Origin of the sequence: Vibrio sp. V43_P6S15P86 (assembly GCF_009904725.1) — a bacterium.
In the GTDB taxonomy this organism is placed as follows: domain Bacteria; phylum Pseudomonadota; class Gammaproteobacteria; order Enterobacterales; family Vibrionaceae; genus Vibrio; species Vibrio diabolicus.
The window spans coordinates 1-24,152 of sequence record NZ_WXWT01000323.1 but is presented as its reverse complement, the minus strand read 5'-3'; the positions used below and the strand labels follow the sequence as shown (position 1 = coordinate 24,152).

The window sequence follows — 24,152 nt, the reverse complement described above, 5'->3', positions numbered from 1 at the left end:
CTCTTGAGTACCTTCTTAAGTAATTAATACAACAAAGCCCAGAACATGTTCTGGGCTTTATGCTATTTGAGCCTGCATTTTAATAATGCGGTGGTGGGGTTTCTTCTGACGGATCGGCTAAATTCGACGAGTCCATATTTTTTACTTTACCTACCACATATTTCATCTGATCGAGCATCTTGGTAATTTGCAGTTGTTGCTGCGATAAAGCGCCGTTCAGATCTTCAATAGTCTGTTCTTGGAACGCAAGCTGACATTCTAAGTCATTAATGCGTGCTTCCAATTGCTGAATGATTTTTTCTGTCATGATCCGTTCTCTAACTGCCAAGCTTGGGCAATACCTGCTGAAGTAGCAGTAATTACGCGTTGTTTTGAATCAAAGGCTGCATCATACACGACCGCACGGGGAGGGCGAGTGTCTTTTTTGGGCTCCACTTCAAATCCGCCAATCCGTTTTCCGGTTTGAGTATCCCATATTGAAACGCGGCCAGAAGGCGTTCCTGTCACTAACTGAGTTCCGTCGTCAGAAAATCGCGCAGTAGAAAAGATCAATTGACGCGACCAACTGCTCAACTGTGTGACTTCTTGTCCAGTTTTTAAATCCCAAATTACCGCTTGATTTCCGCCATCGGATGTCATTGCTAACTTGCCATCTCGTTGCAGGGCAACACGAACAACCCGTTGTTCATGTTCGAAGGTCCGCAGCACTTGTCCGGTTTCGGTGTCCCACAAATACGCTTTGTAGTCATTACCACCAGTCAGTGCGAAGCGGCCATTAGGAGAAATGGCGACGGAATTGACTTTTTCACGATGCGCAAGGAACTCCAAGCGACGTCCGGTGACTAAGTTGACGTAAATTGCTTTACCGTTGGATAACCCGAGCAGAACTTGCTCACCGTTACTGGTGATATCAACGTCGCGAATGAGCGCATCAGAAATAGACCAAAGGCCTTCGGATTGCGTCCAGCCTAAGTCCCAAACTGCGAAGTTCATTTGGCTCGCTGTGACTGCATAGCGACCATTGTCTGAGATACGAATATGGGATACCACGTTGGCATCGGCATCGAGCTCACCCAGGTTGGCTAGTTGTTCATTTTGCTCTAGGTCCCACAACATCAAATGGTGTTGCTGAGAATAGAGCAGAGCAAATCGTCCATCTCTGCTAAGTGCGAAGCTCGTCGCACCCTGAGGCTCTATCGGCCAACGGTGCACTTCACGCTCGGCGAAAAAGCAACCATTTAACGTGGTGATGACAATTAAATATAGGAATAAATGAGAAATTCTTTGCATCACATCTAATAATCCGGTTTGTGTCTTAAGACATATAGCTAGTATATTGGTATAACGATTGTCTTCACTAGTCTCATAGAAGATTTGTGCACAACAACCAATGGCAAAGCCATTATTGGGAGAATTTAATGAAATCAGTTTTAAAAGTGTCGCTACTTGCTGCAACAGTTATGCTAGCGGTAGGTTGTCAGAAAGAAGAAACTAAAACAGAAGCCGCACCTCAAGCAGAACAAGTTCAAGCAGAAACCGGTAAAGCGGTTCACTTTAAAACCGACGACGATAAAGCGGCATACGCAATCGGTGTTTCATTTGCTAACTACCTAAGCACAAGCATCGACAAGCCAAGCGAAATCGGCATTAATCTTAACAAAGACTTGGTGCTAAAAGGTATCGAAGACGTCTTCAAAGGCAATGCTGAGTTGAATGAAGAAGAAACACGTGCAGCACTAGAATCTCTAGATAAGCGTGTTGCTGAAAAGATGCAAGCACAAGCGGCTGAGAAAGCAGCTGAAGCAAAAAAAGCTGGCGATGATTTCCGTGCTGAGTTCGAGAAGCAAGAAGGCGTAGTGAAGACAGATACAGGTCTTCTATACCAAGTTATTACTCCTGCTGAAGGTGAGAAGCCAAAAGACACTGATACGGTTCAAGTACACTACAAAGGTACGCTAATCGATGGTACGCAATTTGATAGCTCTTACGATCGTGGTGAACCTGCAACATTCCCACTTAACCGTGTAATCCCAGGTTGGACAGAAGGTGTTCAGCTAATGCCTGTGGGTTCTAAATTCAAATTCGTTATCCCGCCAGAGCTAGCATACGGTGATCAAGACACACCAAGCATTCCTGCTAACTCAACGCTAGTATTTGAAGTTGAGCTGCTAAAAGTCGAGAACGACAACGCAGAGCAATAACAATAAGCCGCGATAAGTTATTGAAAAAGGTCCGTTTAACGGTCCTTTTTTGTTCTAGGTCACTAGTTGGTGAGTTTGCTAGGTTGATTTTCAAATTTTCTGATAAACTTACACCAATTTGTTGATTTTTCGCTCGAAGGCTTATGACAACTACAGAAACAATAAACGCGGAGATGTTGCTCGAAATGGAATCCGTTAACGTGATGCCGTTTACCGAGCACGACAAAATCATTTTAAGATCTTATGAGGCGGTCGTTGATGGTATCGCCAGCCTGATAGGTCCCTTTTGTGAAATCGTTCTTCACTCGCTAGAAGACTTAAATACCTCTGCAATTAAAATCGCTAACGGTGAAAACACGGGTCGCCAAGTCGGCTCACCGATCACTGACTTAGCGCTTAAAATGCTAAAAGATATCGAAGGCTCGGAGCGCAACTTCTCACGTTCGTACTTTACCCGTGCAAAAGGCGGCGTGTTGATGAAGTCGATCACTGTCGCCATTCGTAATGGTGAAAATCGCGTGATTGGTTTGTTGTGTATCAACGTCAACTTGGATGCGCCTTTCTCGCAAGTCCTTCAATCTTTCATGCCAACGCAAGAAGCAAAAGAAGCGGCTTCCTCGGTTAACTTTGCTAGTGACGTAGAAGAGCTGGTGGACCAAACTGTTGAACGCACCATCGAAGAGATCAATGCGGATAAATCCGTATCGAACAACACCAAGAATCGCCAAATCGTGATGGAATTGTACGACAAAGGCATCTTCGATATTAAAGATGCCATCAACCGCGTTGCAGATCGTCTTAACATTTCAAAACACACCGTCTACTTATACATTCGTCAACGTAAAACCGAGGACGATGAAAAGTGAGTAAACTGACTTACACGTTGGTGGTGAATGGTCCTGTTTACGGTAGCCAGTCAGCACGCAGTGCTTATCAGTTCGCCAAGGCGGTGATTGAGCAAGGCCATCAGTTAGTTAGCGTGTTCTTTTATCAAGAGGGCGTGACCAATGGTACTGCTTTGAGTGTGCCTGCCAACGACGAATTTGATCTCAATAAGGCATGGCAATCTTTGGCAAAAGAGCATGGTGTTCGTCTAGAAACTTGTGTTGCTGCGGCTTTGCGTCGCGGGATCGTAAGTGAAGAAGAAGCGAATCAACATGGTTTGCTCCAGAGCAATCTAGCGGAAAGTTTTGAGCAAGCCGGCTTAGGTAGCTTAGCCGAAGCGATGTTAACCCAAGACAGAGTGGTACAGTTTTGAGTCAGCTAACTTATCTATTTCGTAACGCACCGCATGGCAGTGCGGCTGGTCGTGAAGGTGTGGATGCACTTTTAGCTGCATCGGCTTACTGTGAAGATATCAGCGTCATTTTCATGGGAGATGGGGTTTACCAGCTTCTACTAGGACAAGAACCGAGTAAGATCTTGAGCAAAGATTATGCGCCGATGCTGAAGCTTTTCGATTTATACGATATCGAACAAGTCTTTGTGTGCTCAGAGTCATTAGCTCAGCGAGGTTTGGCTCAAGCGGATTTAGTCATTGAAGCTCAAGCGTTAAGCTCAGAGCAGCTCAAAGATAAGTTGCAACACGCTGGCAAGCTACTGTCGTTCTGAGGAAGTTATGCTACATATTATAAAAACGGTCTCCGCTCTAGAAGACGCCATGCCCTTATGCAGTACACAGGATGACATCTTACTTATAGAAGATGCCGTGTACGCTGCTAACTCGCAGCATAAAGCGTTCTCCCACCTAAAAAACCGCAGTGTATTTGTGCTAGAGAGCGATATTCACGCTCGCGGTATTGCGAATCGTATCAGTCCATCACTGACGATCGTGAATTACTCAGGCTTCGTTGAGCTCACAGTTAAACAGGATAAATCGCTTACTTGGGATTGAACGTGATTTACTGTCGCTAAAGCTTTACGGATGAATTGTCCTAATTGAACAAAAAAGATCCGTATATTTCTTGACACACCTCTCACTGCTGCATAGAATTTTGCGTCCCTAACTGCATTGGTAGTTGGGGATAGATTTTTCACAAAGCTTACTTTCAAGTAAATCAGGAGCTAGTTAATGGCAACTATTAACCAGTTGGTACGTAAGCCTCGTGCAAAGCAAGTTGTTAAAAGCAACGTGCCTGCACTAGAAGCGTGCCCACAAAAACGTGGTGTATGTACTCGTGTTTACACTACTACACCTAAAAAACCTAACTCAGCACTTCGTAAAGTTTGTCGTGTACGTCTGACAAACGGCTTCGAAGTTACATCGTACATCGGCGGTGAAGGTCACAACCTTCAAGAGCACAGTGTTGTACTAATCCGTGGCGGTCGTGTAAAAGACCTTCCGGGTGTACGTTACCACACTGTTCGCGGTGCACTTGACTGTGCTGGCGTTAACGACCGTAAACAAGGTCGTTCTAAGTACGGTGTGAAGCGTCCTAAGTCTTAATGGATTCCGTTAAGTAAGGCCAAACACTAAATTATTTTTAATTTTTTGAAAAAACTGAAAAGTTTTGGATAAAACCTGAAGAAGACAACGGAGATAAATCCATGCCACGTCGTCGCGTCATTGGTCAGCGTAAGATCCTTCCAGATCCAAAATTCAAATCTGAATTGCTGGCAAAATTCGTTAACATCCTAATGGTTGACGGTAAAAAATCTACTGCAGAGAAAATCGTTTACACTGCACTAGATGCTATGGCTGAAAAGTCTGGTAAAGACCACTTAGCTATTTTTGAAGAAGCTCTTGAAAACGTACGCCCTGCGGTAGAGGTTAAATCTCGCCGTGTTGGTGGTTCAACTTACCAAGTACCTGTAGAAGTACGTCCGGTTCGCCGTAACGCACTTGCTATGCGTTGGTTGGTTGAAGCTGCGCGCAAGCGTGGTGAAAAATCTATGGCTCAACGCCTAGCAGCTGAAATGCTAGACGCGTCTGAGAACAAAGGTACTGCGGTTAAGAAACGTGAAGACGTTCACCGCATGGCTGACGCAAACAAAGCGTTCGCTCATTACCGCTGGTAATACCTTCTGTGCTGCGAGGTTCTCTCGCAGCACTTTTCTATACTCTAAGGTACACCTTAGTAAGAGGATACAATCGTGGCTCGTAAAACTCCTATTGAGCGCTACCGTAATATCGGTATCTGTGCTCACGTAGATGCAGGAAAAACAACCACAACTGAGCGTATTCTGTTCTACACTGGCCTTTCTCACAAAATCGGCGAAGTTCACGATGGTGCAGCAACCATGGACTGGATGGAGCAGGAGCAGGAACGTGGTATCACTATCACATCCGCTGCGACTACTACATTCTGGCGTGGTATGGAAGCACAGTTCCCTGAGCATCGCGTAAACATCATTGATACCCCTGGACACGTTGACTTTACTATCGAAGTAGAGCGTTCTCTTCGTGTACTTGATGGTGCTGTGGTTGTGTTCTGTGGCTCATCTGGTGTTGAACCTCAGTCTGAAACTGTATGGCGTCAAGCAGACAAATACCACGTTCCACGTTTGGTATTTGTAAACAAGATGGACCGTGCGGGCGCAGACTTCCTACGCGTTGTGGACCAAATTAAAAATCGTCTTGGTGCGAACCCTGTTCCAATCCAACTGAACGTTGGTGCAGAAGATGAGTTCAGAGGTGTCATCGACCTTATCAAGATGAAGATGATCAACTGGAATGAAGCCGATCAAGGCACTTCGTTTACTTACGAAGACATCCCAGCTGACATGATCGAACTTGCTGAAGAGTGGCGCAACCATATGGTTGAATCCGCTGCTGAAGCTAGCGAAGAGCTGATGGACAAGTACCTTGAAGAAGGTGAATTGACTGAAGCTGAGCTCAAACAAGCTCTACGTACTCGTACACTAAACAACGAAATCGTACTGGCCACTTGTGGTAGTGCGTTTAAGAACAAAGGTGTTCAAGCGGTACTAGATGCTGTGATCGAGTTCTTGCCATCGCCAGTTGACGTACCTGCAATTAAAGGTGTTGACGAAAGAGAAAATGAAGTTGAGCGTCACGCTGACGACAACGAACCATTCTCTGCGCTAGCATTTAAGATCGCGACTGACCCATTCGTGGGTACGCTAACGTTCATGCGTGTTTACTCTGGTGTTGTAAACTCCGGCGACGCTGTTTACAACTCTGTAAAAGAGAAGAAAGAGCGTTTCGGTCGTATCGTTCAGATGCATGCGAATAAGCGTGAAGAAGTGAAAGAAGTTCGCGCTGGTGATATCGCTGCTGCTATCGGTCTGAAAGACGTAACAACAGGTGACACACTGTGTGATCAGAACCACAAAGTGATTCTAGAGCGCATGGAGTTCCCTGAACCAGTTATTCAGATTGCTGTAGAACCTCGTTCTAAGGCAGACCAAGAGAAAATGGCTATCGCGCTAGGTAAACTGGCTGCGGAAGATCCATCATTCCGCGTGGAAACGGACGACGAATCAGGTCAGACTCTGATCTCAGGTATGGGTGAACTTCACCTAGACATTATCGTTGATCGTATGAAGCGTGAATTCAGCGTTGATTGTAACGTTGGTAAACCTCAGGTTGCTTACCGTGAAACCATTCGTGGTAAAGCGGAAGTTGAAGGTAAGTTTGTTCGTCAATCAGGTGGTCGTGGTCAATACGGTCATGTGTGGGTCAAACTTGAGCCTTCTGAACCTGGCGAAGGTTTCGTATTCGTAGACGAAATCGTGGGTGGTGTGATTCCTAAGGAATACATCAGTTCGGTATCGAAAGGTATCGAGGAACAAATGAATAGTGGTGTTCTAGCGGGTTACCCTGTACTAGATATTAAAGCTACACTATTTGATGGTTCTTACCACGATGTAGACTCAAGCGAGATGGCGTTTAAGATCGCTGGCTCGATGGCATTCAAGAAAGGTGCACTAGAAGCACAACCTGTGATTCTAGAACCAATGATGAATGTCGAAGTAACCACTCCGGAAGATTGGATGGGTGACGTTGTTGGTGACCTAAACCGTCGTCGCGGTATCATTGAAGGCATGGACGAAGGTGTGGCTGGTCTTAAGATCATCCGTGCTCAAGTACCACTATCTGAAATGTTCGGTTACGCAACTGATCTACGTTCTGCAACTCAAGGCCGTGCGTCTTACTCTATGGAGTTTCACGAGTACGCTGAAGTGCCGAAAAACTTCGCAGATAAAATTATTGCAGAGCGTGGTTACTAATTGACGATTGAACTACAAAAAGTTTACGACTTTTTGCGAGATCAGGGCGTCCAAATATTGCGCTAACGGGCGTTGGCGCATAAAATAACAATTTCTGGCGCGTCGTCGATCAATAATGATCACGACGAATCATAACTAGGAAGGAACACGATCGTGTCTAAAGAAAAATTTGAACGTACGAAACCGCACGTTAACGTTGGTACTATCGGCCACGTTGACCACGGTAAAACAACTCTAACTGCAGCTATCTGTACTACTCTTGCTAAAGTTTACGGCGGTGTAGCTAAAGACTTCGCATCTATCGATAACGCTCCAGAAGAGCGTGAGCGCGGTATCACAATCGCAACTTCTCACGTTGAGTACGACACTCCAACTCGTCACTACGCACACGTTGACTGTCCAGGACACGCGGACTACGTTAAAAACATGATCACTGGTGCTGCACAGATGGACGGTGGTATCCTAGTTGTTGCTGCGACAGATGGCCCAATGCCACAAACTCGTGAGCACATCCTACTAGGCCGTCAGGTTGGTATCCCATACATCATCGTATTCATGAACAAATGCGACATGGTTGACGATGAAGAGCTACTAGAACTAGTAGAAATGGAAGTTCGTGAACTTCTATCTGAATACGATTTCCCAGGTGATGACCTACCAGTTATCCAAGGTTCTGCACTAGGCGCACTAAACGGCGAAGAGCAGTGGGAAGCGAAAATCGTTGAACTAGCTGAAGCTCTAGATACTTACATCCCTGAGCCAGAGCGTGCGGTAGATCAGCCATTCCTAATGCCTATCGAAGACGTATTCTCAATCCAAGGTCGTGGTACAGTAGTAACTGGTCGTATTGAGCGTGGTATCCTAACTGTAGGTGACGAAGTTGCTATCGTAGGTATCAAGGAAACAACTACTACAACATGTACTGGTGTAGAGATGTTCCGTAAGCTTCTAGACGAAGGCCGTGCAGGTGAGAACGTTGGTGCACTTCTACGTGGTACTAAGCGTGACGAAGTTGAACGTGGTCAAGTACTAGCTAAGCCTGGTTCAATCACTCCACACACTAAGTTCGAATCAGAAGTATACGTACTGTCTAAAGATGAAGGTGGTCGTCACACTCCATTCTTCAAAGGCTACCGTCCACAGTTCTACTTCCGTACAACTGACGTAACTGGTGACATCCAGCTACCAGAAGGCGTAGAAATGGTAATGCCAGGTGACAACGTACAGATGACTGTTGAGCTAATCGCACCAATCGCAATGGACGAAGGTCTACGTTTCGCGATCCGTGAAGGTGGCCGTACAGTAGGTGCTGGTGTTGTTGCTAAGATCTTCGACTAATTCATAGCGAATTAGCGATGCTTTCGGAAAATCTTGAATTAGATTTGACGAACCAGTAGCAAAAAGGGCATCATTTGATGCCCTTTTTCTGCACTCAACATTATTTTTGCTGTTTTCTTGTTCAGAAGTGGGTTGGGCGCAGAGCAAGATTAAGCAAAGATGCTTAATCTTAAGAAGAGTACGCTGATTTTTTCAGCGATATGGAGTTTGCCCTGCAACAGCGGGGTTGTTGTCGTCTATATTAAGACTTGTAACAGGTTGGTTTTATGAAAGCAAATAATGCTGAAACTCCTGATAGCTCAAACGCAGCAGATACGTTTAAGTGGTTAGCCGCTTTCGTATTGGCAGCTGCCGCTGTTGTGGGTAATTACCTGTATGGTGAAATGTCTGTAGTGGTTCGTGCTGCAGGCGTTGTTGTTCTTATTGCAGCTGCCTTAGGCGTTGCAGCAACAACGACTAAAGGTAAAGCAGCGATCAGTTTTGCAAAAGAATCGCGTATGGAAGTACGTAAAGTTGTTTGGCCTACTCGCCAAGAAACCATGCAAACAACACTGATCGTTTTAGCTGTAAGTATTGTAATGGCTCTAGTGCTATGGGGTATTGACGGAATTATGGTTCGTCTAGTAGCTCTAGCAACTGGGGTATAGAGGGTTTTTATTCATGAGTGAAGCTCCAAAAAAACGCTGGTATGTGGTTCAAGCCTTCTCTGGATTTGAAGGTCGTGTAGCTCAATCTCTGCGCGAGCATATCAAAATGCACGGCATGGAAGAGCTATTCGGTGAAGTACTGGTTCCTACTGAAGAAGTAGTAGAAATGCGCGCGGGTCAGCGTCGCAAATCTGAGCGTAAGTTCTTCCCAGGTTACGTCCTTGTTCAGATGATTATGAACGATGAATCATGGCACCTAGTACGCAGTGTGCCGCGTGTCATGGGCTTCATTGGTGGTACCTCAGACCGTCCGGCACCTATCACGGATAAAGAGGCTGACGCGATTCTTAATCGTCTTGAGAAAGCGAGTGAAGCGCCTCGTCCACGTACAATGTACGAAGCGGGTGAAGTGGTACGTGTTAACGAAGGTCCATTTGCTGACTTCAACGGTACTGTTGAAGAAGTGGATTACGAGAAGAGCCGCCTGAAAGTGTCTGTCTCGATCTTTGGTCGTGCGACACCAGTTGAGCTTGAATTTGGTCAGGTTGAAAAGCTGGACTAAGACTCTTCGTTAAAGAGTATAAAAAATCACCTTCTTAGGGTTGTATAAGGCGCGGATTATGACTATAATTTCGCGCCTTTTTACTTCAAGTGAAGTAAAAAGTTTCTTACACAAACGGGGAGCTGATCCGCGATTAGCGTTTGTACCCAAACTTAGGAATTATCATGGCTAAGAAAGTTGAAGCTTACATCAAGCTACAAGTTGCTGCTGGTATGGCTAACCCTAGTCCACCAGTAGGTCCTGCACTAGGTCAACACGGTGTGAACATCATGGAATTCTGTAAAGCGTTCAACGCAAAAACAGAATCTATTGAGAAAGGTCTACCAACTCCAGTAGTTATCACAGTATACAGCGACCGTTCTTTCACGTTCGTAACTAAGACTCCACCTGCTGCTGTTCTTCTTAAGAAAGCTGCTGGCGTTAAGTCTGGTTCAGGTCGTCCAAACACTGAAAAAGTTGGTACTGTAACTGACGCTCAAATCCAAGAAATCGCAGAAACTAAAGCTGCTGATATGACTGGTGCTGACATCGAAGCGATGAAGCGTTCTATCGCTGGTACTGCTCGTTCAATGGGCCTAGTGGTAGAGGGTTAATAAGATGGCAAAACTAACTAAGCGCATGCGCGTAATCCGCGAAAAAGTTGACGTAACTAAAGAATACGAAATCAACGAAGCTGTTGCTCTTCTTCAAGAACTAGCGACTGCGAAATTCGTTGAGTCTGTAGACGTTGCTGTTAACCTAGGCATTGATGCTCGTAAATCTGACCAGAACGTACGTGGTGCAACTGTACTACCTCACGGTACTGGCCGCGAAATCCGCGTTGCAGTGTTCACTCAAGGTGCTAACGCTGAAGCAGCTAAAGAAGCTGGCGCAGACATCGTAGGTATGGAAGATCTTGCTGAGCAAGTTAAGAAAGGCGAAATGAACTTTGACGTAGTTGTTGCTTCTCCAGATGCAATGCGCGTTGTAGGTCAACTAGGTACTATCCTAGGTCCTCGCGGTCTTATGCCAAACCCTAAAGTTGGTACTGTAACTCCTAACGTTGCTGAAGCGGTTAAAAACGCTAAAGCTGGTCAGGTTCGTTACCGTAACGACAAAAACGGCATCATCCACACTACTATCGGTAAAGCCAACTTCTCTGCTGAGCAGATCAAAGAGAACCTAGAAGCACTTCTAGTTGCTCTGAAGAAAGCTAAACCATCTTCAGCGAAAGGTACTTTCCTGAAGAAAGTAAGCATCTCTACTACTATGGGTGCTGGTGTTGCTGTTGATCAGGCTAGCCTGAACACTCAAGCATAATTTATTTGCTTAGGCGCAAAATTAGTGTATAATTTTGCGCCTAATATTTGTGGTTGGGGCTGAACTTTGGTTCTTTGAACTGTCTCCTAGTTCGAAATGAATTAAGACCCAGTCTCCGTCCAAGACCGTAGGTGTTTGTGTAAAAGCAAACTTAATTATCCTACGTAGATGGTGCCCGAACTGACAGAAAGCTCTATGTAATATAGTTAACTTTCTTCTGGGGAAGCACCTCAATAGCTCTCACTGTCGTGATGATAGTGAGTGGTGTAACGACAACCAGGAGTAAATCCAAGATGGCTTTAAACCTTCAAGACAAAAAAGCAATTGTTGCTGAAGTCAACGAAGCTGCCAGTGGTGCACTTTCTGCAGTTGTAGCTGATTCTCGTGGCGTTCAAGTTGGCGCGATGACTTCTCTACGTAAACAAGCTCGTGAAGCTGGCGTTTACATGAGAGTTGTTCGTAACACTCTTGCTCGTCGTGCGGTTGAAGGTACTGAGTACGAGTGTCTAACTGACACTTTCACTGGTCCTACACTAATCGCATTCTCTAATGAGCACCCAGGTGCTGCAGCGCGTCTTTTCAAAGACTTCGCTAAAGAGAACAAAGATTTCGAGATCAAAGCTGCTGCTTATGAAGGCGCTTTAACTGACGCTGAAGTACTAGCAACACTACCAACTTACGACGAAGCAATTGCACGCCTAATGATGTGCATGAAAGAAGCTTCGGCTGGCAAGCTGGCGCGTACTATCGCAGCTATCCGCGATCAAAAACAAGAAGCAGCGGCATAAGCCTTGCTTTTTACTGGTTGCTTAATAAACTTATTGTTGACTTAAAAGAGAATTGTTATGTCTATTACTAACGAGCAAATCCTAGACGCAGTTGCAGAAATGTCTGTAATGCAAGTTGTTGAACTAATCGAAGCAATGGAAGAGAAATTCGGTGTTTCTGCTGCTGCTGCTGTTGTAGCTGGCGGCGCTGCTGCAGGCGAAGCTGCTGCTGAGCAAACTGAATTCGACGTAATCCTAGAAGCTGCTGGCGGTAACAAAGTTGCTGTAATCAAAGCAGTACGCGGCGCAACTGGCCTAGGTCTTAAAGAAGCTAAAGCTCTAGTAGACGGCGCTCCAGCACCTCTTAAAGAAGGTGTTGAGAAAGCAGAAGCTGAAGCTCTTAAAGCTCAGCTAGAAGAAGCTGGTGCAACTGTTGCTGTTAAGTAATTATTGCATAGTTTCTTAGCCTAACGGCTAATTGGCTGGTGGTTTTTTAACCACCGGCCTTTTTGCGCTGTAGGGTATAGGCGAATTTTCCCGCTGTTTAAGCGCCTGATATCCATGCAAAAAACATTTCATTCTTACGAAATGAAATGTCACTACAGTAAACAGCTATATTAGTCACTGTCCCTTACCCCCCTTAAGTAACTAGGAGCGGGCGGACAGTTTGGGTCACTTATCAGCGAGCTGAGGAACCCCATGGTTTACTCTTATACCGAGAAAAAGCGCATCCGTAAGGACTTTGGTACTCGTCCACAAGTTTTGGACATTCCATACCTGCTATCGATCCAGATCGATTCGTTCGACAAATTTATCGAACAGGATCCTGAAGGTCAATACGGTCTTGAAGCCGCTTTCCGTTCTGTATTCCCGATTCAGAGCTACAACGGCAATTCTGAGCTGCAATACGTTAGCTACCGTCTTGGTGAGCCAGTTTTTGACGTTAAAGAATGTCAAATCCGCGGTGTAACTTACTCAAAGCCACTACGTGTAAAACTACGCCTAGTTATCTTTGATAAAGACGCGCCAGCAGGTACTGTAAAAGACATTAAAGAACAAGAAGTCTACATGGGTGAAATTCCACTCATGACAGACAATGGTACCTTCGTAATCAACGGTACCGAGAGGGTTATCGTATCCCAGCTGCACCGAAGCCCAGGCGTGTTCTTCGACAGCGATAAGGGTAAGACCCACTCTTCAGGTAAAGTTTTATACAACGCACGTGTTATTCCTTACCGTGGTTCATGGCTTGATTTCGAGTTTGATCCTAAGGATAACTTGTACGTTCGTATCGACCGCCGTCGTAAGCTACCAGCATCGATCATTCTTCGTGCACTAGGTAAGTCGACAGAAGAAATCCTAGATCTCTTCTTCGAGAAAGTGAACTTCGAAGTGAAAGACCAAACTCTATTGATGGAGTTGGTTCCAGATCGTCTACGTGGTGAAACTGCGTCATTCGACATCGAAGCGAATGGTAAAGTTTACGTTGAGCAAGGTCGTCGCGTAACAGCTCGTCATATCCGCCAACTAGAAAAAGATGGTGTTGATCACATCGAAGTACCAGTTGAGTACATCGTAGGTAAAGTTGCATCAAAAGATTACATCAATGAAGCAACTGGCGAGATCATTGTTAACGCTAACCAGGAAATCAGCCTGGAAGCACTAGCGAACCTATCTCAGGCTGGCCACAAAGCGCTAGAAGTTCTGTTTACGAACGATCTAGACCACGGTCCATTCATGTCAGAAACACTACGTATCGACAGCACGGTTGATCGTATTTCTGCATTGGTAGAAATCTACCGCATGATGCGCCCTGGTGAGCCGCCAACAAAAGAAGCTGCAGAAGCTCTATTCGAAAGCCTATTCTTCTCTGAAGAGCGTTACGATCTATCGACTGTTGGTCGTATGAAGTTCAACAGCTCTATCGGCCGTGAAGATGCTCAAGAGCAAGGCACACTTGATGAAACTGATATCATCGAAGTGATGAAGAAGCTGATCGCGATCCGTAACGGTAAGGGCGAAGTGGACGATATCGACCACCTAGGCAACCGTCGTATCCGTTCTGTAGGCGAAATGGCTGAGAACCAGTTCCGTGTAGGTCTAGTACGTGTTGAGCGTGCAGTTAAAGAGCGTCTAAGCCTAGGCGATCTTGACGCAATCATGCCTCAAGACTTGATCAACGCGAAGCCAATTTCTGCGGCAGTTAAAGAATTCTTTGGCTCTTCACAGCTTTCACAGTTCATGGACCAAAACAACCCGCTATCAGAAGTAACGCACAAGCGTCGTATTTCTGCATTGGGTCCTGGCGGTCTAACTCGTGAACGTGCTGGCTTCGAAGTACGTGACGTACACGTAACGCACTACGGTCGTCTATGTCCTATCGAAACGCCTGAAGGTCCAAACATCGGTCTGATCAACTCTCTATCTGCGTTTGCGCGTTGTAACGAGTACGGTTTCCTAGAGACACCATACCGTCGCGTTGTAGATGGCGTAGTAACAGACGAAGTAGATTACCTATCTGCAATCGAAGAAGGCCAATTCGTTATCGCTCAGGCGAACGCTAAGCTAAACGAAGATGGTACTTTTGCAGATGAGCTGATCACAGCTCGTCAGAAAGGTGAATCTGGTCTACACCCTCGTGAGCACGCTCAGTACATGGACGTTGCGACAAACCAGGTTGTATCTATCGCTGCATCGCTTATCCCGTTCCTAGAACACGATGATGCGAACCGTGCATTGATGGGTGCGAACATGCAACGTCAGGCAGTTCCGACACTGAAAGCTGACAAACCGCTTGTTGGTACTGGTATTGAACGTAACGTAGCAGTTGACTCAGGTGTAACTGCAGTTGCGAAACGTGGTGGTGTAATCCAGTCAGTAGATGCTTCTCGTATCGTTGTTAAAGTTAACGAAGAAGAGCTAGTACCAGGTGAAGCTGGTATCGATATCTACAACCTGACTAAATACACACGTTCTAACCAGAACACATGTATTAACCAGCGCCCATGTGTGATGCCAGGTGAGCCTGTATCACGCGGTGATGTGCTTGCTGATGGTCCTTCAACAGACCTTGGTGAACTTGCGCTTGGTCAAAACATGCGTATCGCGTTCATGCCTTGGAACGGTTACAACTTCGAAGACTCGATCTTAGTATCTGAGCGCGTAGTTCAAGAAGACCGCTTCACGACAATCCATATTCAAGAACTTACTTGTGTGGCGCGTGATACTAAGCTTGGTTCTGAAGAGATCACAGCTGATATTCCAAACGTAGGTGAATCTGCTCTGTCTAAACTAGACGAGTCAGGTATCGTTTACATCGGTGCTGAAGTTAAGGGTGGCGACATCCTAGTTGGTAAAGTAACACCTAAAGGTGAAACTCAGCTAACGCCTGAAGAGAAGCTACTACGTGCTATCTTCGGTGAAAAAGCATCTGATGTTAAAGATACTTCACTACGTGTACCTAACTCTGTATCAGGTACGATCATCGACGTTCAAGTCTTCACTCGCGATGGCGTAGAGAAAGACAAGCGTGCGCTTGAAATCGAACAGATGCAGCTTAAAGAAGCGAAGAAAGACCTAACTGAAGAATTCCAGATTCTTGAGGGTGGCCTTCTAAACCGTGTTAAAGCTGTATTGATTGAAGGCGGTTACTCTGAAGCGAAACTAGACACGACTGATCGTAAGAAGTGGCTAGAGCTAACGCTAGAAGATGACGCACTACAAACTCAGCTTGAGCAACTTGCTGAGCAGTGGGACGAGCTAAAAGCTGACTTCGATAAGAAGTTCGAAACTAAACGTCGTAAGATCACTCAAGGTGATGATTTAGCACCAGGCGTACTGAAGATCGTTAAGGTTTACCTAGCGGTTAAACGTCGCATTCAGCCTGGTGATAAGATGGCGGGTCGTCACGGTAACAAGGGTGTAATCTCTAAGATCAACCCTGTTGAAGACATGCCATACGATGAAAAAGGTCAGCCTGTAGACATCGTACTTAACCCACTGGGTGTACCTTCGCGTATGAACATCGGTCAGATCCTAGAAGTACACTTAGGTCTGGCAGCGAAAGGTATCGGTGACAAGATCAACCAGATGGTTAAAGAGCAGCAAGAACTAGCGAAATTCCGTGAGTTCCTACAAAAAGTTTACGACCTAGGCGACACTCGCCAGAAAGTAGACATTGCTTCTCTATCTGATGATGAAGTACGTACTCTGATCAAGAACTTGCGTGGCGGTCTACCTATCGCGACTCCTGTATTTGATGGTGCTCCAGAAGAGTCAATCAAAGCACTTCTTGAGCTAGCAGATCTACCAACATCAGGTCAGCTAACGCTATTTGATGGTCGCACAGGTGATGCGTTTGAGCGTCCTGTAACTGTTGGTTACATGTACATGCTGAAACTGAACCACCTTGTTGATGACAAGATGCACGCTCGTTCAACTGGTTCGTACAGCCTAGTAACTCAGCAGCCACTAGGTGGTAAAGCTCAGTTCGGTGGTCAGCGTTTCGGTGAGATGGAAGTATGGGCACTAGAAGCATACGGTGCTGCTTACACGCTACAAGAAATGCTAACGGTTAAGTCGGATGACGTTAACGGCCGTACTAAGATGTACAAGAACATCGTAGACGGTAACCACAGCATGGAACCTGGCATGCCAGAATCGTTCAACGTACTGTTGAAAGAGATCCGCTCGCTAGGTATCAACATCGAGCTAGAAGACGAAGAGTAATCCTTTCTCTCTTGATGAAAGTCGAGAGAATCAAAGCGATTATTTGGAAGAAGGTGCTCACTTTAGCGAGTGAGCTCCTTTTAACTCCTTACAGGAGCTGATTGTGAAAGACTTATTAAACTTTCTAAAAGCACAGCATAAGACCGAAGAATTTGATGCAATCAAAATCGGTCTATCTTCACCAGACATGATCCGTTCATGGTCTTTTGGTGAAGTTAAAAAACCTGAAACGATCAACTATCGTACGTTCAAACCTGAACGCGATGGTCTGTTCTGTGCGCGTATCTTTGGTCCAGTTAAAGACTACGAATGTCTTTGTGGTAAGTACAAGCGCCTGAAGCACCGTGGTGTTATCTGTGAGAAGTGTGGTGTAGAAGTTACACAAACTAAAGTTCGTCGTGACCGTATGGGCCACATTGAACTGGCTTCACCAGTAGCTCACATCTGGTTCCTAAAATCGCTACCGTCTCGTATCGGTCTACTGATGGATATCCCTCTACGTGATATCGAACGTGTTCTTTACTTCGAAATGTACGTAGTAACAGAACCAGGTATGACTGATCTAGAAAAAGGTCAGATGCTTACGGAAGAAGAGTATCTAGATCGTCTAGAAGAGTGGGGCGACGAGTTCACTGCTAAGATGGGTGCGGAAGCTATCAAGGACCTACTAGGTTCTATGGATATGCACGCTGAAGCAGAACAAATGCGTGAAGAGTTAGAGACAACAAACTCTGAAACTAAGCGTAAGAAAGTAACTAAGCGTCTTAAGCTGGTAGAAGCGTTCATCGCATCGGGTAACAACCCAGAGTGGATGATCCTGACTGTACTTCCAGTACTTCCGCCAGATCTACGTCCTCTAGTACCTCTAGATGGCGGTCGCTTTGCGACTTCTGATCTTAACGATCTATACCGTCGTGTGATCAACCGTAACAACCGTTTGAAGCGTCTTCTAGAGCTAGCTGCTCCGGACATCATCGTACGTAACGAAAAACGTATGCTGCAAGAGTCTGTTGATGCGCTACTAGATAACGGTCGTCGTGGTCGTGCGATCACAGGTTCTAACAAGCGTCCTCTGAAATCTCTTGCTGATATGATCAAGGGTAAACAAGGTCGTTTCCGTCAGAACCTTCTAGGTAAACGTGTAGACTACTCTGGCCGTTCTGTAATCACAGTAGGTCCATACCTTCGTCTACACCAGTGTGGTCTTCCTAAGAAGATGGCACTTGAGCTATTCAAACCATTCATCTACAGCAAGCTAGAGACTCGTGGTCTTGCGACTACAATCAAAGCTGCTAAGAAAATGGTAGAGCGTGAAGAAGCGGTCGTTTGGGATATCCTAGACGAAGTAATCCGTGAACACCCAGTACTATTGAACCGTGCACCGACACTTCACCGTCTCGGTATCCAGGCGTTCGAACCAGTACTGATCGAAGGTAAAGCGATTCAGCTACACCCACTTGTTTGTGCGGCGTACAATGCGGACTTCGATGGTGACCAAATGGCGGTTCACGTACCTCTAACTCTAGAGGCACAGCTTGAAGCTCGTACTCTGATGATGTCGACAAACAACATTCTGTCGCCAGCGTCAGGTGATCCGATCATCGTACCTTCTCAGGACGTTGTATTGGGTCTGTACTACATGACTCGTGAAAAGATCAACGTGAAAGGTGAAGGCATGTACCTTTCTGGCCCAGAAGAGGCTGAGAAAGCATACCGCACTAAACAAGCTGAGCTTCACGCACGCGTTAAAGTACGTATTACAGAAACTGTTGTAGACGAAGATGGCAACAGCACTACAGAAACCAAGATGGTAGACACCACTGTTGGTCGTGCAATGCTATGGCAAATCGTGCCAGCTGGTCTACCGTACAGCATCGTTAACCAAAAGCTAGGTAAGAAGCAAATCTCTAACCTACTTAACGAGGCGTACCGTAAACTAGGTCTGAAAGACACAGTAATCTTCGCTGACCAAATCATGTACACCGGTTTCGCATACGCGGCACTTTCTGGTGTATCTGTTGGTATCGACGATATGGTTGTACCAGCAGCTAAGTATACTGAAATCGCAGAAGCGGAAGAAGAAGTACGTGAAATCCAGGAACAGTACCAATCAGGTCTTGTTACTGCGGGCGAACGCTACAACAAAGTTATCGATATCTGGGCATCGACCAACGACCGTGTTGCGAAAGCAATGATGGAAAACCTTTCATCTGAAACGGTAGTTAACCGTGACGGTGAAGAGGAACAGCAAGAGTCATTCAACAGCATCTACATGATGGCGGACTCGGGCGCTCGTGGTTCTGCAGCACAGATTCGTCAGCTTGCGGGTATGCGTGGTCTGATGGCGCGTCCAGATGGTTCAATCATTGAAACGCCGATCACAGCGAACTTTAAAGAAGGTCTAAACGTACTTCAGTACTTTATCTCAACGCACGGTGCTCGTAAGGGTCTTGCGGATACGGCACTGAAAACAGCGAACTCGGGTTACCTAACTCGTCGTCTAGTAGACGTTGCTCAAGATGTTGTTGTAACTGAACATGACTGTGGCACTCACGAAGGTGTCGACATGATGCCTCACATCGAGGGTGGTGATGTTAAAGTTGCACTTTCTGAACTTGCTCTTGGTCGTGTTGTTGCTGAAGACGTACTAAAACCTGGCACTGAAGACGTTCTTATTCCACGTAACACCCTGATCGATGAGAAGTGGTGTCAAATCATGGAAGAGAACTCAGTAGACAGCATGAAAGTGCGCTCTGTAGTAACGTGTGATTCTGACTTCGGTTGTTGTGCACAATGTTACGGTCGTGACCTAGCACGTGGTCACCTAGTGAACCAAGGTGAAGCAGTGGGTGTTATTGCTGCTCAGTCTATCGGTGAGCCAGGTACACAGCTAACGATGCGTACGTTCCACATCGGTGGTGCGGCATCGACAGCAGCGGCAGAGAACAGTGTTCAAGTTAAGAACAACGGTTCTATCAAGCTACACAACGCTAAATCTGTATTGGCTGATGACGGTAAGATCGTTATCACTTCTCGTGCGACAGAGTTAACTATCGTTGATGAGTTTGGTCGTACTAAAGAGAAGCACAAACTGCCTTACGGTACGCTACTAAGCAAAGGCGATGGTGATACAGTTCAAGCTGGCGAAACAGTTGCAAACTGGGAAGCGCACACACTACCTATCATTACTGAGGTAGCAGGTCGCATCCAGTTCGTAGATATGATCGACGGCGTAACAGTATCTCGTCAAACTGATGACCTAACTGGTCTATCTTCAAGCGAAGTAACTGACCCAGCAGCTCGCCCTTCAGCAGGTAAAGATATGCGTCCAGCTATCAAACTTGTTGACGAGCAAGGTAACGATGTAATGATCCCTGGTACTGATATGCCAGCTCACTACTTCCTACCTGGTAAAGCGATTGTGAACATCGAAGATGGCGCAGCAGTAGGTGTTGGTGCAACACTAGCACGTATTCCTCAGAAGTCTGGCGGTAACAAAGATATCACCGGTGGTCTTCCACGAGTTGCTGACCTATTTGAAGCACGTAAGCCGAAAGAGCCTGCAATCCTTGCTGAGCACACAGGTACTGTGAGCTTTGGTAAAGAGACGAAAGGTAAACGTCGCCTAGTGATCACACGTGAAAGCGGTGAAGCTTACGAAGAGATGATTCCTAAGCATCGTCAGTTGAACGTATTCGAAGGTGAAAAAGTTGAACGTGGTGACGTGATCGCAGATGGTCCAGAGTCTCCACATGACATCCTACGTCTACGTGGCGTACACGCGGTAACGCAGTACATTGCTAACGAAGTACAGGAAGTTTACCGTCTACAAGGCGTTAAGATTAACGATAAGCACATTGAAACTATCGTTCGTCAGATGCTACGTAAGTGTACTATTACTCACTCTGGTGACTCTGAGTTCCTACCTGGTGAACAGATTGAGTACTCACAAGTTAAGATTGCTAACCGTAACCTAGAAGCTGAAGGCAAAGAGCCTGCACGTTTCGAACGTGAACTACTAGGTATTACTAAAGCATCTCTAGCGACTGAGTCGTTCATCTCTGCGGCATCGTTCCAGGAGACAACTCGCGTACTAACAGAAGCTGCGGTTTCTGGTAAGCGTGATGACCTACGTGGTCTGAAAGAGAACGTAATTGTTGGTCGTCTGATCCCAGCTGGTACTGGTTTCGCATACCACCAAGAGCGTCAAGCTAAACGTTCTGAAGCGCAAGATGGTCCTTCTGCTGAGCAAGCAACGGATAACCTAGCGGCACTTCTAAACGCTGGTTTCTCTTCTGAAGAGTAAGTCATATAACGAGTAATCGTTAAAAGCTTAAGAAAAAGGCACCTTCGGGTGCCTTTTTAGTTTTTATACTACTTTGTTCTTCCGGTGGGATTTTCGATAAAGCTAGAAACAAAAAAGACCGACGATGATCGTCAGTCTTTTCTCTCACTCTATTTCTAAATGTTTGCAAATACTAAGCCCCAGGTGGCATAGACAGGCTTTCTGCGATTTGCTGTATCAGATAGTCCTCGACTTCAAAGCGAGTCTCAAGAATTTCCCCAATGAGACACATATCAGAATCGAAATCATTTAATTCATCATCTTCAGTCACTTCTGAGTACTTATCGTTAAAGTTCAATAATGGTTCAGTCGTTAGAACAATTTGACCATAGGTTTGATTGATCTCATTAGTCACGACAAAGCCGGTTGCTTTCCAACGGTCCATAACCATGTCATAAATTTTAAAGTGGCCTTCGGAGATGTAATCAACGAGGTGCTGACAGAAATCCTGCAGTTCGGAAGGAGATGGGAGTTCAATAACATTGGTTTTCGAACAAGGTTGCAGCGCTGCAAGCTTACAATATTCAACAATCAGGGATTGTCGTGTCTCTAACCAGTGATCAATGACATCACTTGAGCCACCCCACTGGTCTTGTGTTTGTTTGAATTTTTTTAGCATGACCATGCCCTCATGATCTGATCGCCTGTTGGCGAACGTATCCTTTGCAAAGCAAAGTTAGTAAAGTTATTACAAACTCTTGTCCTTACTAGAATTTAGAGTGCAAATTTACTTAACGACAAACTCTAGTATGAAATTAGATTGCCAGTAAAATGAACGAACTTCAAGCAAAGGGATGGTGTAATGTTAAGAAAAGGTGATGTTAACCGCGCGATAAATGCATACTGGTGTGTTGTTGCAGGAAGTGAAATTTGGCTGGTGGATGGTGCTGTGCCTTTCGGGTCTGCAGAGCAGTTATCACTGCCTGAAGTGAGTGCAAGGCCCATTGGTGAGTATTCAGGTTCGCCCGTCATGTGGCTTAATTTGTCTGATCTGGAGCATGATCTACCATTAGTCTCACTACGCGACTGCCTGCATTTTCCTGAGCCATTATTTATGTTGTTAAGTAAAGCGGTCCAGTATGGGCACATGACGCAAAGTCTGCGTTTTTGCCCACAGTGCGGTGGAAGAAACTTTCTTAATAATAACCAGTTAGCTATGCAGTGTGGCGAATGCCGTACTCTCCATTATCCTCGAATATTTCCGTGTATTATCGTTGCTGTGCGTAAAGAGAACCAGATCTTATTGGCCCAACATCCTAGGCATCGAAATGGTATGTATACCGTCATTGCGGGTTTTCTAGAAGTTGGTGAGACATTAGAAGAGTGTGTGGCTCGAGAAATTCATGAAGAAACGGGAATTCTCGTTAAAAATATTCGTTACTTCGGCAGCCAGCCTTGGGCTTTCCCATCGAGTATGATGATGGGGTTTTTAGCTGACTATGAATCTGGAGAGTTAAGTCCAGACTACACTGAGCTGTCTGATGCACAATGGTTTGGTATCGACGAGATGCCGCCTGTTGCGCCTAAAGGAACGATTGCAAGAGCACTTATCGAACAAACGCTGAAAGATATAGACACTAATTATCTGATAAATAGATAAAAAAAACCCTCCGAGAGGGAGGGGGTAAGTAAGATGTCGTTATGAGATGCTGAGTACTGAGTACTCAGTTTATAATTGTAGTTTTCGCTAGCGAACAAATTTTTAACACTGATACCGATTGGGTGCAAATTAAGCATTGATTTAAAAGTTAATAACTTGATCCAGGTTGCAAAGCACACAGCTATTGGACTTAAATCAGTGATAGAATACCCTCTTTCACAGAAAGCCTAACAGTTGGAATTACGGAATGACTGAATTAAAAAATGATCGTTATCTGCGTGCGCTTTTAAAAGAGCCGGTAGATTACACGCCAGTATGGATGATGCGCCAGGCAGGTCGTTACCTACCAGAATACAAAGCGACTCGTGCAGAAGCGGGTGATTTCATGTCTTTGTGTCGAAATGCAGAATTAGCATCCGAAGTGACACTTCAACCATTACGCCGTTTTCCTCTTGATGCCGCGATCTTATTCTCGGACATCTTAACGATTCCAGATGCAATGGGGCTTGGTTTACGTTTCGCTGCGGGTGAAGGACCTGTTTTTGATAACCCAATTACATGTAAAGCCGACGTGGAAAAAATTGGTTTGCCAGATCCTGAAGGTGAACTGCAATACGTAATGAACGCAGTACGCCAGATCCGTAAAGACCTGAAGGGTGAAGTGCCGCTGATTGGTTTTTCTGGTAGCCCTTGGACTCTTGCGACGTACATGATCGAAGGTGGTAGCTCTAAAGCGTTTACCAAGATCAAGAAGATGATGTACGCGGAACCACAAACTCTGCACCTACTTCTAGATAAGCTGGCAGACAGCGTTATCGAGTACTTAAACGCGCAAATTAAAGCAGGCGCGCAATCGGTAATGGTATTTGACACATGGGGTGGCGTACTAACGCCTCGTGATTACAATCTGTTCTCACTGCAATACATGCACAAGATCGTTGATGGTCTGATTCGTGAAAACGATGGTCGTCGCGTGCCAGTCACACTGTTTACTAAGAATGGCGGTATGTGGCTTGAGCAAATCGCAGCAACGGGCTGTGATGCGGTTGGTCTAGACTGGACAATCAACATTGCAGACGCGAAAGCACGTATCGGTGATAAAGTGGCGCTGCAAGGTAACATGGACCCATCCATGCTTTACGCTTCACCAGAGCGCATCCGCGAAGAAGTAGCGGATATCCTAGAAGGATTTGGTGATACGGGGACTGGTCATGTGTTCAACCTAGGTCACGGTATCCACTTGGATGTACCGCCAGAAAATGCGGGCGTATTTGTGGAAGCGGTACACGAGTTATCTAAGCCATACCACAAGTAAGTTAGATGTTTTGAAATCAAATGCCGGCATTCAGTGCCGGTATTTTTTTACCTAAAATTCAGTTTTTCTATCTGAGACTCAAGGCTGTACAGCTCTAGTAGTATTTGGCCTGCTATGATCTAATTACTATTTAGTCTGTACGCTTATTGTTTAATCT

General features: G+C 45.6%; 22 protein-coding genes. 19 read left to right on the top strand and 3 right to left on the bottom strand.

Going from position 1 to position 24,152, the window contains the following annotated elements:
• Positions 1–79: 79 nt before the first annotated feature.
• Positions 80–307: a SlyX family protein gene (locus tag CAG69_RS14310; protein WP_005381455.1), complete on the bottom strand. Its 228-nt coding sequence runs from the start codon at positions 305–307 to the stop codon at positions 80–82.
• Positions 304–1,290, bottom strand: coding sequence for a WD40 repeat domain-containing protein (locus CAG69_RS14305; RefSeq protein ID WP_046874532.1), 987 nt, complete (start codon positions 1,288–1,290; stop codon positions 304–306). The genes CAG69_RS14310 and CAG69_RS14305 overlap by 4 nt, the downstream gene beginning before the upstream one ends.
• A 128-nt stretch (positions 1,291–1,418) precedes the next feature.
• Here CAG69_RS14305 and fkpA point away from each other — a divergent pair, with 128 nt between their 5' ends.
• The 17 genes from fkpA to rpoC all read left to right on the top strand — a co-directional run bounded on the left by fkpA (position 1,419) and on the right by rpoC (position 21,041).
• A complete protein-coding gene (gene fkpA, locus CAG69_RS14300) occupies positions 1,419–2,201 on the top strand; it encodes an FKBP-type peptidyl-prolyl cis-trans isomerase (protein ID WP_005397659.1) in 783 nt (260 codons plus the stop codon).
• A 143-nt stretch (positions 2,202–2,344) separates the two neighbouring features.
• Positions 2,345–3,067 (top strand): helix-turn-helix transcriptional regulator, encoded by a 723-nt coding sequence (locus CAG69_RS14295; RefSeq protein ID WP_031780643.1) that lies wholly within the window; start codon positions 2,345–2,347, stop codon positions 3,065–3,067.
• Entirely contained in the window at positions 3,064–3,459 is a 396-nt protein-coding gene (tusD, locus tag CAG69_RS14290; protein WP_104974731.1) for a sulfurtransferase complex subunit TusD, read from the top strand. The genes CAG69_RS14295 and tusD overlap by 4 nt, the downstream gene beginning before the upstream one ends.
• Complete coding sequence (gene tusC / locus CAG69_RS14285; RefSeq protein WP_161444799.1) at positions 3,456–3,812, top strand: sulfurtransferase complex subunit TusC; 357 nt, start codon at positions 3,456–3,458, stop codon at positions 3,810–3,812. Before tusD ends, tusC begins: the two co-directional genes overlap by 4 nt.
• A gap of 7 nt (positions 3,813–3,819) precedes the next feature.
• A complete protein-coding gene (gene tusB / locus CAG69_RS14280; RefSeq protein WP_046874530.1) occupies positions 3,820–4,095 on the top strand; it encodes a sulfurtransferase complex subunit TusB in 276 nt (91 codons plus the stop codon).
• 177 nt (positions 4,096–4,272) lie between these two features.
• Entirely contained in the window at positions 4,273–4,647 is a 375-nt protein-coding gene (rpsL, locus tag CAG69_RS14275) for a 30S ribosomal protein S12 (protein ID WP_004399892.1), read from the top strand.
• 101 nt (positions 4,648–4,748) lie between these two features.
• Positions 4,749–5,219 (top strand): 30S ribosomal protein S7, encoded by a 471-nt coding sequence (gene rpsG, locus CAG69_RS14270; RefSeq protein WP_005382796.1) that lies wholly within the window; start codon positions 4,749–4,751, stop codon positions 5,217–5,219.
• Between the two features lie 75 nt (positions 5,220–5,294).
• Positions 5,295–7,394, top strand: coding sequence for an elongation factor G (fusA, locus tag CAG69_RS14265; RefSeq protein WP_005397643.1), 2,100 nt, complete (start codon positions 5,295–5,297; stop codon positions 7,392–7,394).
• A 153-nt stretch (positions 7,395–7,547) separates the two neighbouring features.
• Positions 7,548–8,732: an elongation factor Tu gene (tuf, locus tag CAG69_RS14260; RefSeq protein ID WP_012841309.1), complete on the top strand. Its 1,185-nt coding sequence runs from the start codon at positions 7,548–7,550 to the stop codon at positions 8,730–8,732.
• 266 nt (positions 8,733–8,998) lie between these two features.
• On the top strand, positions 8,999–9,379 hold the full coding sequence (gene secE / locus CAG69_RS14255) for a preprotein translocase subunit SecE (RefSeq protein WP_005397258.1): 381 nt from the start codon (positions 8,999–9,001) through the stop codon (positions 9,377–9,379).
• A gap of 13 nt (positions 9,380–9,392) precedes the next feature.
• Entirely contained in the window at positions 9,393–9,941 is a 549-nt protein-coding gene (gene nusG, locus CAG69_RS14250) for a transcription termination/antitermination protein NusG (RefSeq protein ID WP_005384681.1), read from the top strand.
• A gap of 164 nt (positions 9,942–10,105) precedes the next feature.
• On the top strand, positions 10,106–10,534 hold the full coding sequence (rplK, locus tag CAG69_RS14245; protein ID WP_005384682.1) for a 50S ribosomal protein L11: 429 nt from the start codon (positions 10,106–10,108) through the stop codon (positions 10,532–10,534).
• Between the two features lie 4 nt (positions 10,535–10,538).
• Positions 10,539–11,240, top strand: a complete 702-nt coding sequence (gene rplA / locus CAG69_RS14240; protein ID WP_005384683.1) for a 50S ribosomal protein L1 — start codon at positions 10,539–10,541, stop codon at positions 11,238–11,240.
• A 293-nt stretch (positions 11,241–11,533) separates the two neighbouring features.
• Positions 11,534–12,028, top strand: a complete 495-nt coding sequence (rplJ, locus tag CAG69_RS14235) for a 50S ribosomal protein L10 (RefSeq protein WP_005397270.1) — start codon at positions 11,534–11,536, stop codon at positions 12,026–12,028.
• Between the two features lie 57 nt (positions 12,029–12,085).
• Positions 12,086–12,454 (top strand): 50S ribosomal protein L7/L12, encoded by a 369-nt coding sequence (gene rplL, locus CAG69_RS14230; RefSeq protein ID WP_005382540.1) that lies wholly within the window; start codon positions 12,086–12,088, stop codon positions 12,452–12,454.
• Positions 12,455–12,706: 252 nt separating this feature from the next.
• Complete coding sequence (gene rpoB / locus CAG69_RS14225; protein WP_161444797.1) at positions 12,707–16,735, top strand: DNA-directed RNA polymerase subunit beta; 4,029 nt, start codon at positions 12,707–12,709, stop codon at positions 16,733–16,735.
• Between the two features lie 103 nt (positions 16,736–16,838).
• Complete coding sequence (gene rpoC / locus CAG69_RS14220; RefSeq protein ID WP_005382514.1) at positions 16,839–21,041, top strand: DNA-directed RNA polymerase subunit beta'; 4,203 nt, start codon at positions 16,839–16,841, stop codon at positions 21,039–21,041.
• Between the two features lie 172 nt (positions 21,042–21,213).
• Here rpoC and rsd read toward each other — a convergent pair whose 3' ends face one another.
• Positions 21,214–21,705 (bottom strand): sigma D regulator, encoded by a 492-nt coding sequence (rsd, locus tag CAG69_RS14215; protein WP_161444795.1) that lies wholly within the window; start codon positions 21,703–21,705, stop codon positions 21,214–21,216.
• A 177-nt stretch (positions 21,706–21,882) separates the two neighbouring features.
• Here rsd and nudC point away from each other — a divergent pair, with 177 nt between their 5' ends.
• Positions 21,883–22,680: an NAD(+) diphosphatase gene (gene nudC, locus CAG69_RS14210; protein ID WP_161444793.1), complete on the top strand. Its 798-nt coding sequence runs from the start codon at positions 21,883–21,885 to the stop codon at positions 22,678–22,680.
• Positions 22,681–22,927: 247 nt separating this feature from the next.
• Positions 22,928–23,995, top strand: a complete 1,068-nt coding sequence (gene hemE / locus CAG69_RS14205; protein ID WP_006743188.1) for a uroporphyrinogen decarboxylase — start codon at positions 22,928–22,930, stop codon at positions 23,993–23,995.
• The last annotated feature ends 157 nt before the right edge of the window (positions 23,996–24,152 follow it).

Coding starts and splice junctions, on each gene's coding strand:
- CAG69_RS14310 (WP_005381455.1), bottom strand. CDS start 307: ATGACAGAAAAAATCATTCAGCAATTGGAAGCACGCATTAATGACTTA.
- CAG69_RS14305 (WP_046874532.1), bottom strand. CDS start 1,290: ATGCAAAGAATTTCTCATTTATTCCTATATTTAATTGTCATCACCACG.
- fkpA (WP_005397659.1), top strand. CDS start 1,419: ATGAAATCAGTTTTAAAAGTGTCGCTACTTGCTGCAACAGTTATGCTA.
- CAG69_RS14295 (WP_031780643.1), top strand. CDS start 2,345: ATGACAACTACAGAAACAATAAACGCGGAGATGTTGCTCGAAATGGAA.
- tusB (WP_046874530.1), top strand. CDS start 3,820: ATGCTACATATTATAAAAACGGTCTCCGCTCTAGAAGACGCCATGCCC.
- rpsL (WP_004399892.1), top strand. CDS start 4,273: ATGGCAACTATTAACCAGTTGGTACGTAAGCCTCGTGCAAAGCAAGTT.
- rpsG (WP_005382796.1), top strand. CDS start 4,749: ATGCCACGTCGTCGCGTCATTGGTCAGCGTAAGATCCTTCCAGATCCA.
- secE (WP_005397258.1), top strand. CDS start 8,999: ATGAAAGCAAATAATGCTGAAACTCCTGATAGCTCAAACGCAGCAGAT.
- nusG (WP_005384681.1), top strand. CDS start 9,393: ATGAGTGAAGCTCCAAAAAAACGCTGGTATGTGGTTCAAGCCTTCTCT.
- rplK (WP_005384682.1), top strand. CDS start 10,106: ATGGCTAAGAAAGTTGAAGCTTACATCAAGCTACAAGTTGCTGCTGGT.
- rplA (WP_005384683.1), top strand. CDS start 10,539: ATGGCAAAACTAACTAAGCGCATGCGCGTAATCCGCGAAAAAGTTGAC.
- rplJ (WP_005397270.1), top strand. CDS start 11,534: ATGGCTTTAAACCTTCAAGACAAAAAAGCAATTGTTGCTGAAGTCAAC.
- rplL (WP_005382540.1), top strand. CDS start 12,086: ATGTCTATTACTAACGAGCAAATCCTAGACGCAGTTGCAGAAATGTCT.
- rpoB (WP_161444797.1), top strand. CDS start 12,707: ATGGTTTACTCTTATACCGAGAAAAAGCGCATCCGTAAGGACTTTGGT.
- rsd (WP_161444795.1), bottom strand. CDS start 21,705: ATGGTCATGCTAAAAAAATTCAAACAAACACAAGACCAGTGGGGTGGC.
- nudC (WP_161444793.1), top strand. CDS start 21,883: ATGTTAAGAAAAGGTGATGTTAACCGCGCGATAAATGCATACTGGTGT.
- hemE (WP_006743188.1), top strand. CDS start 22,928: ATGACTGAATTAAAAAATGATCGTTATCTGCGTGCGCTTTTAAAAGAG.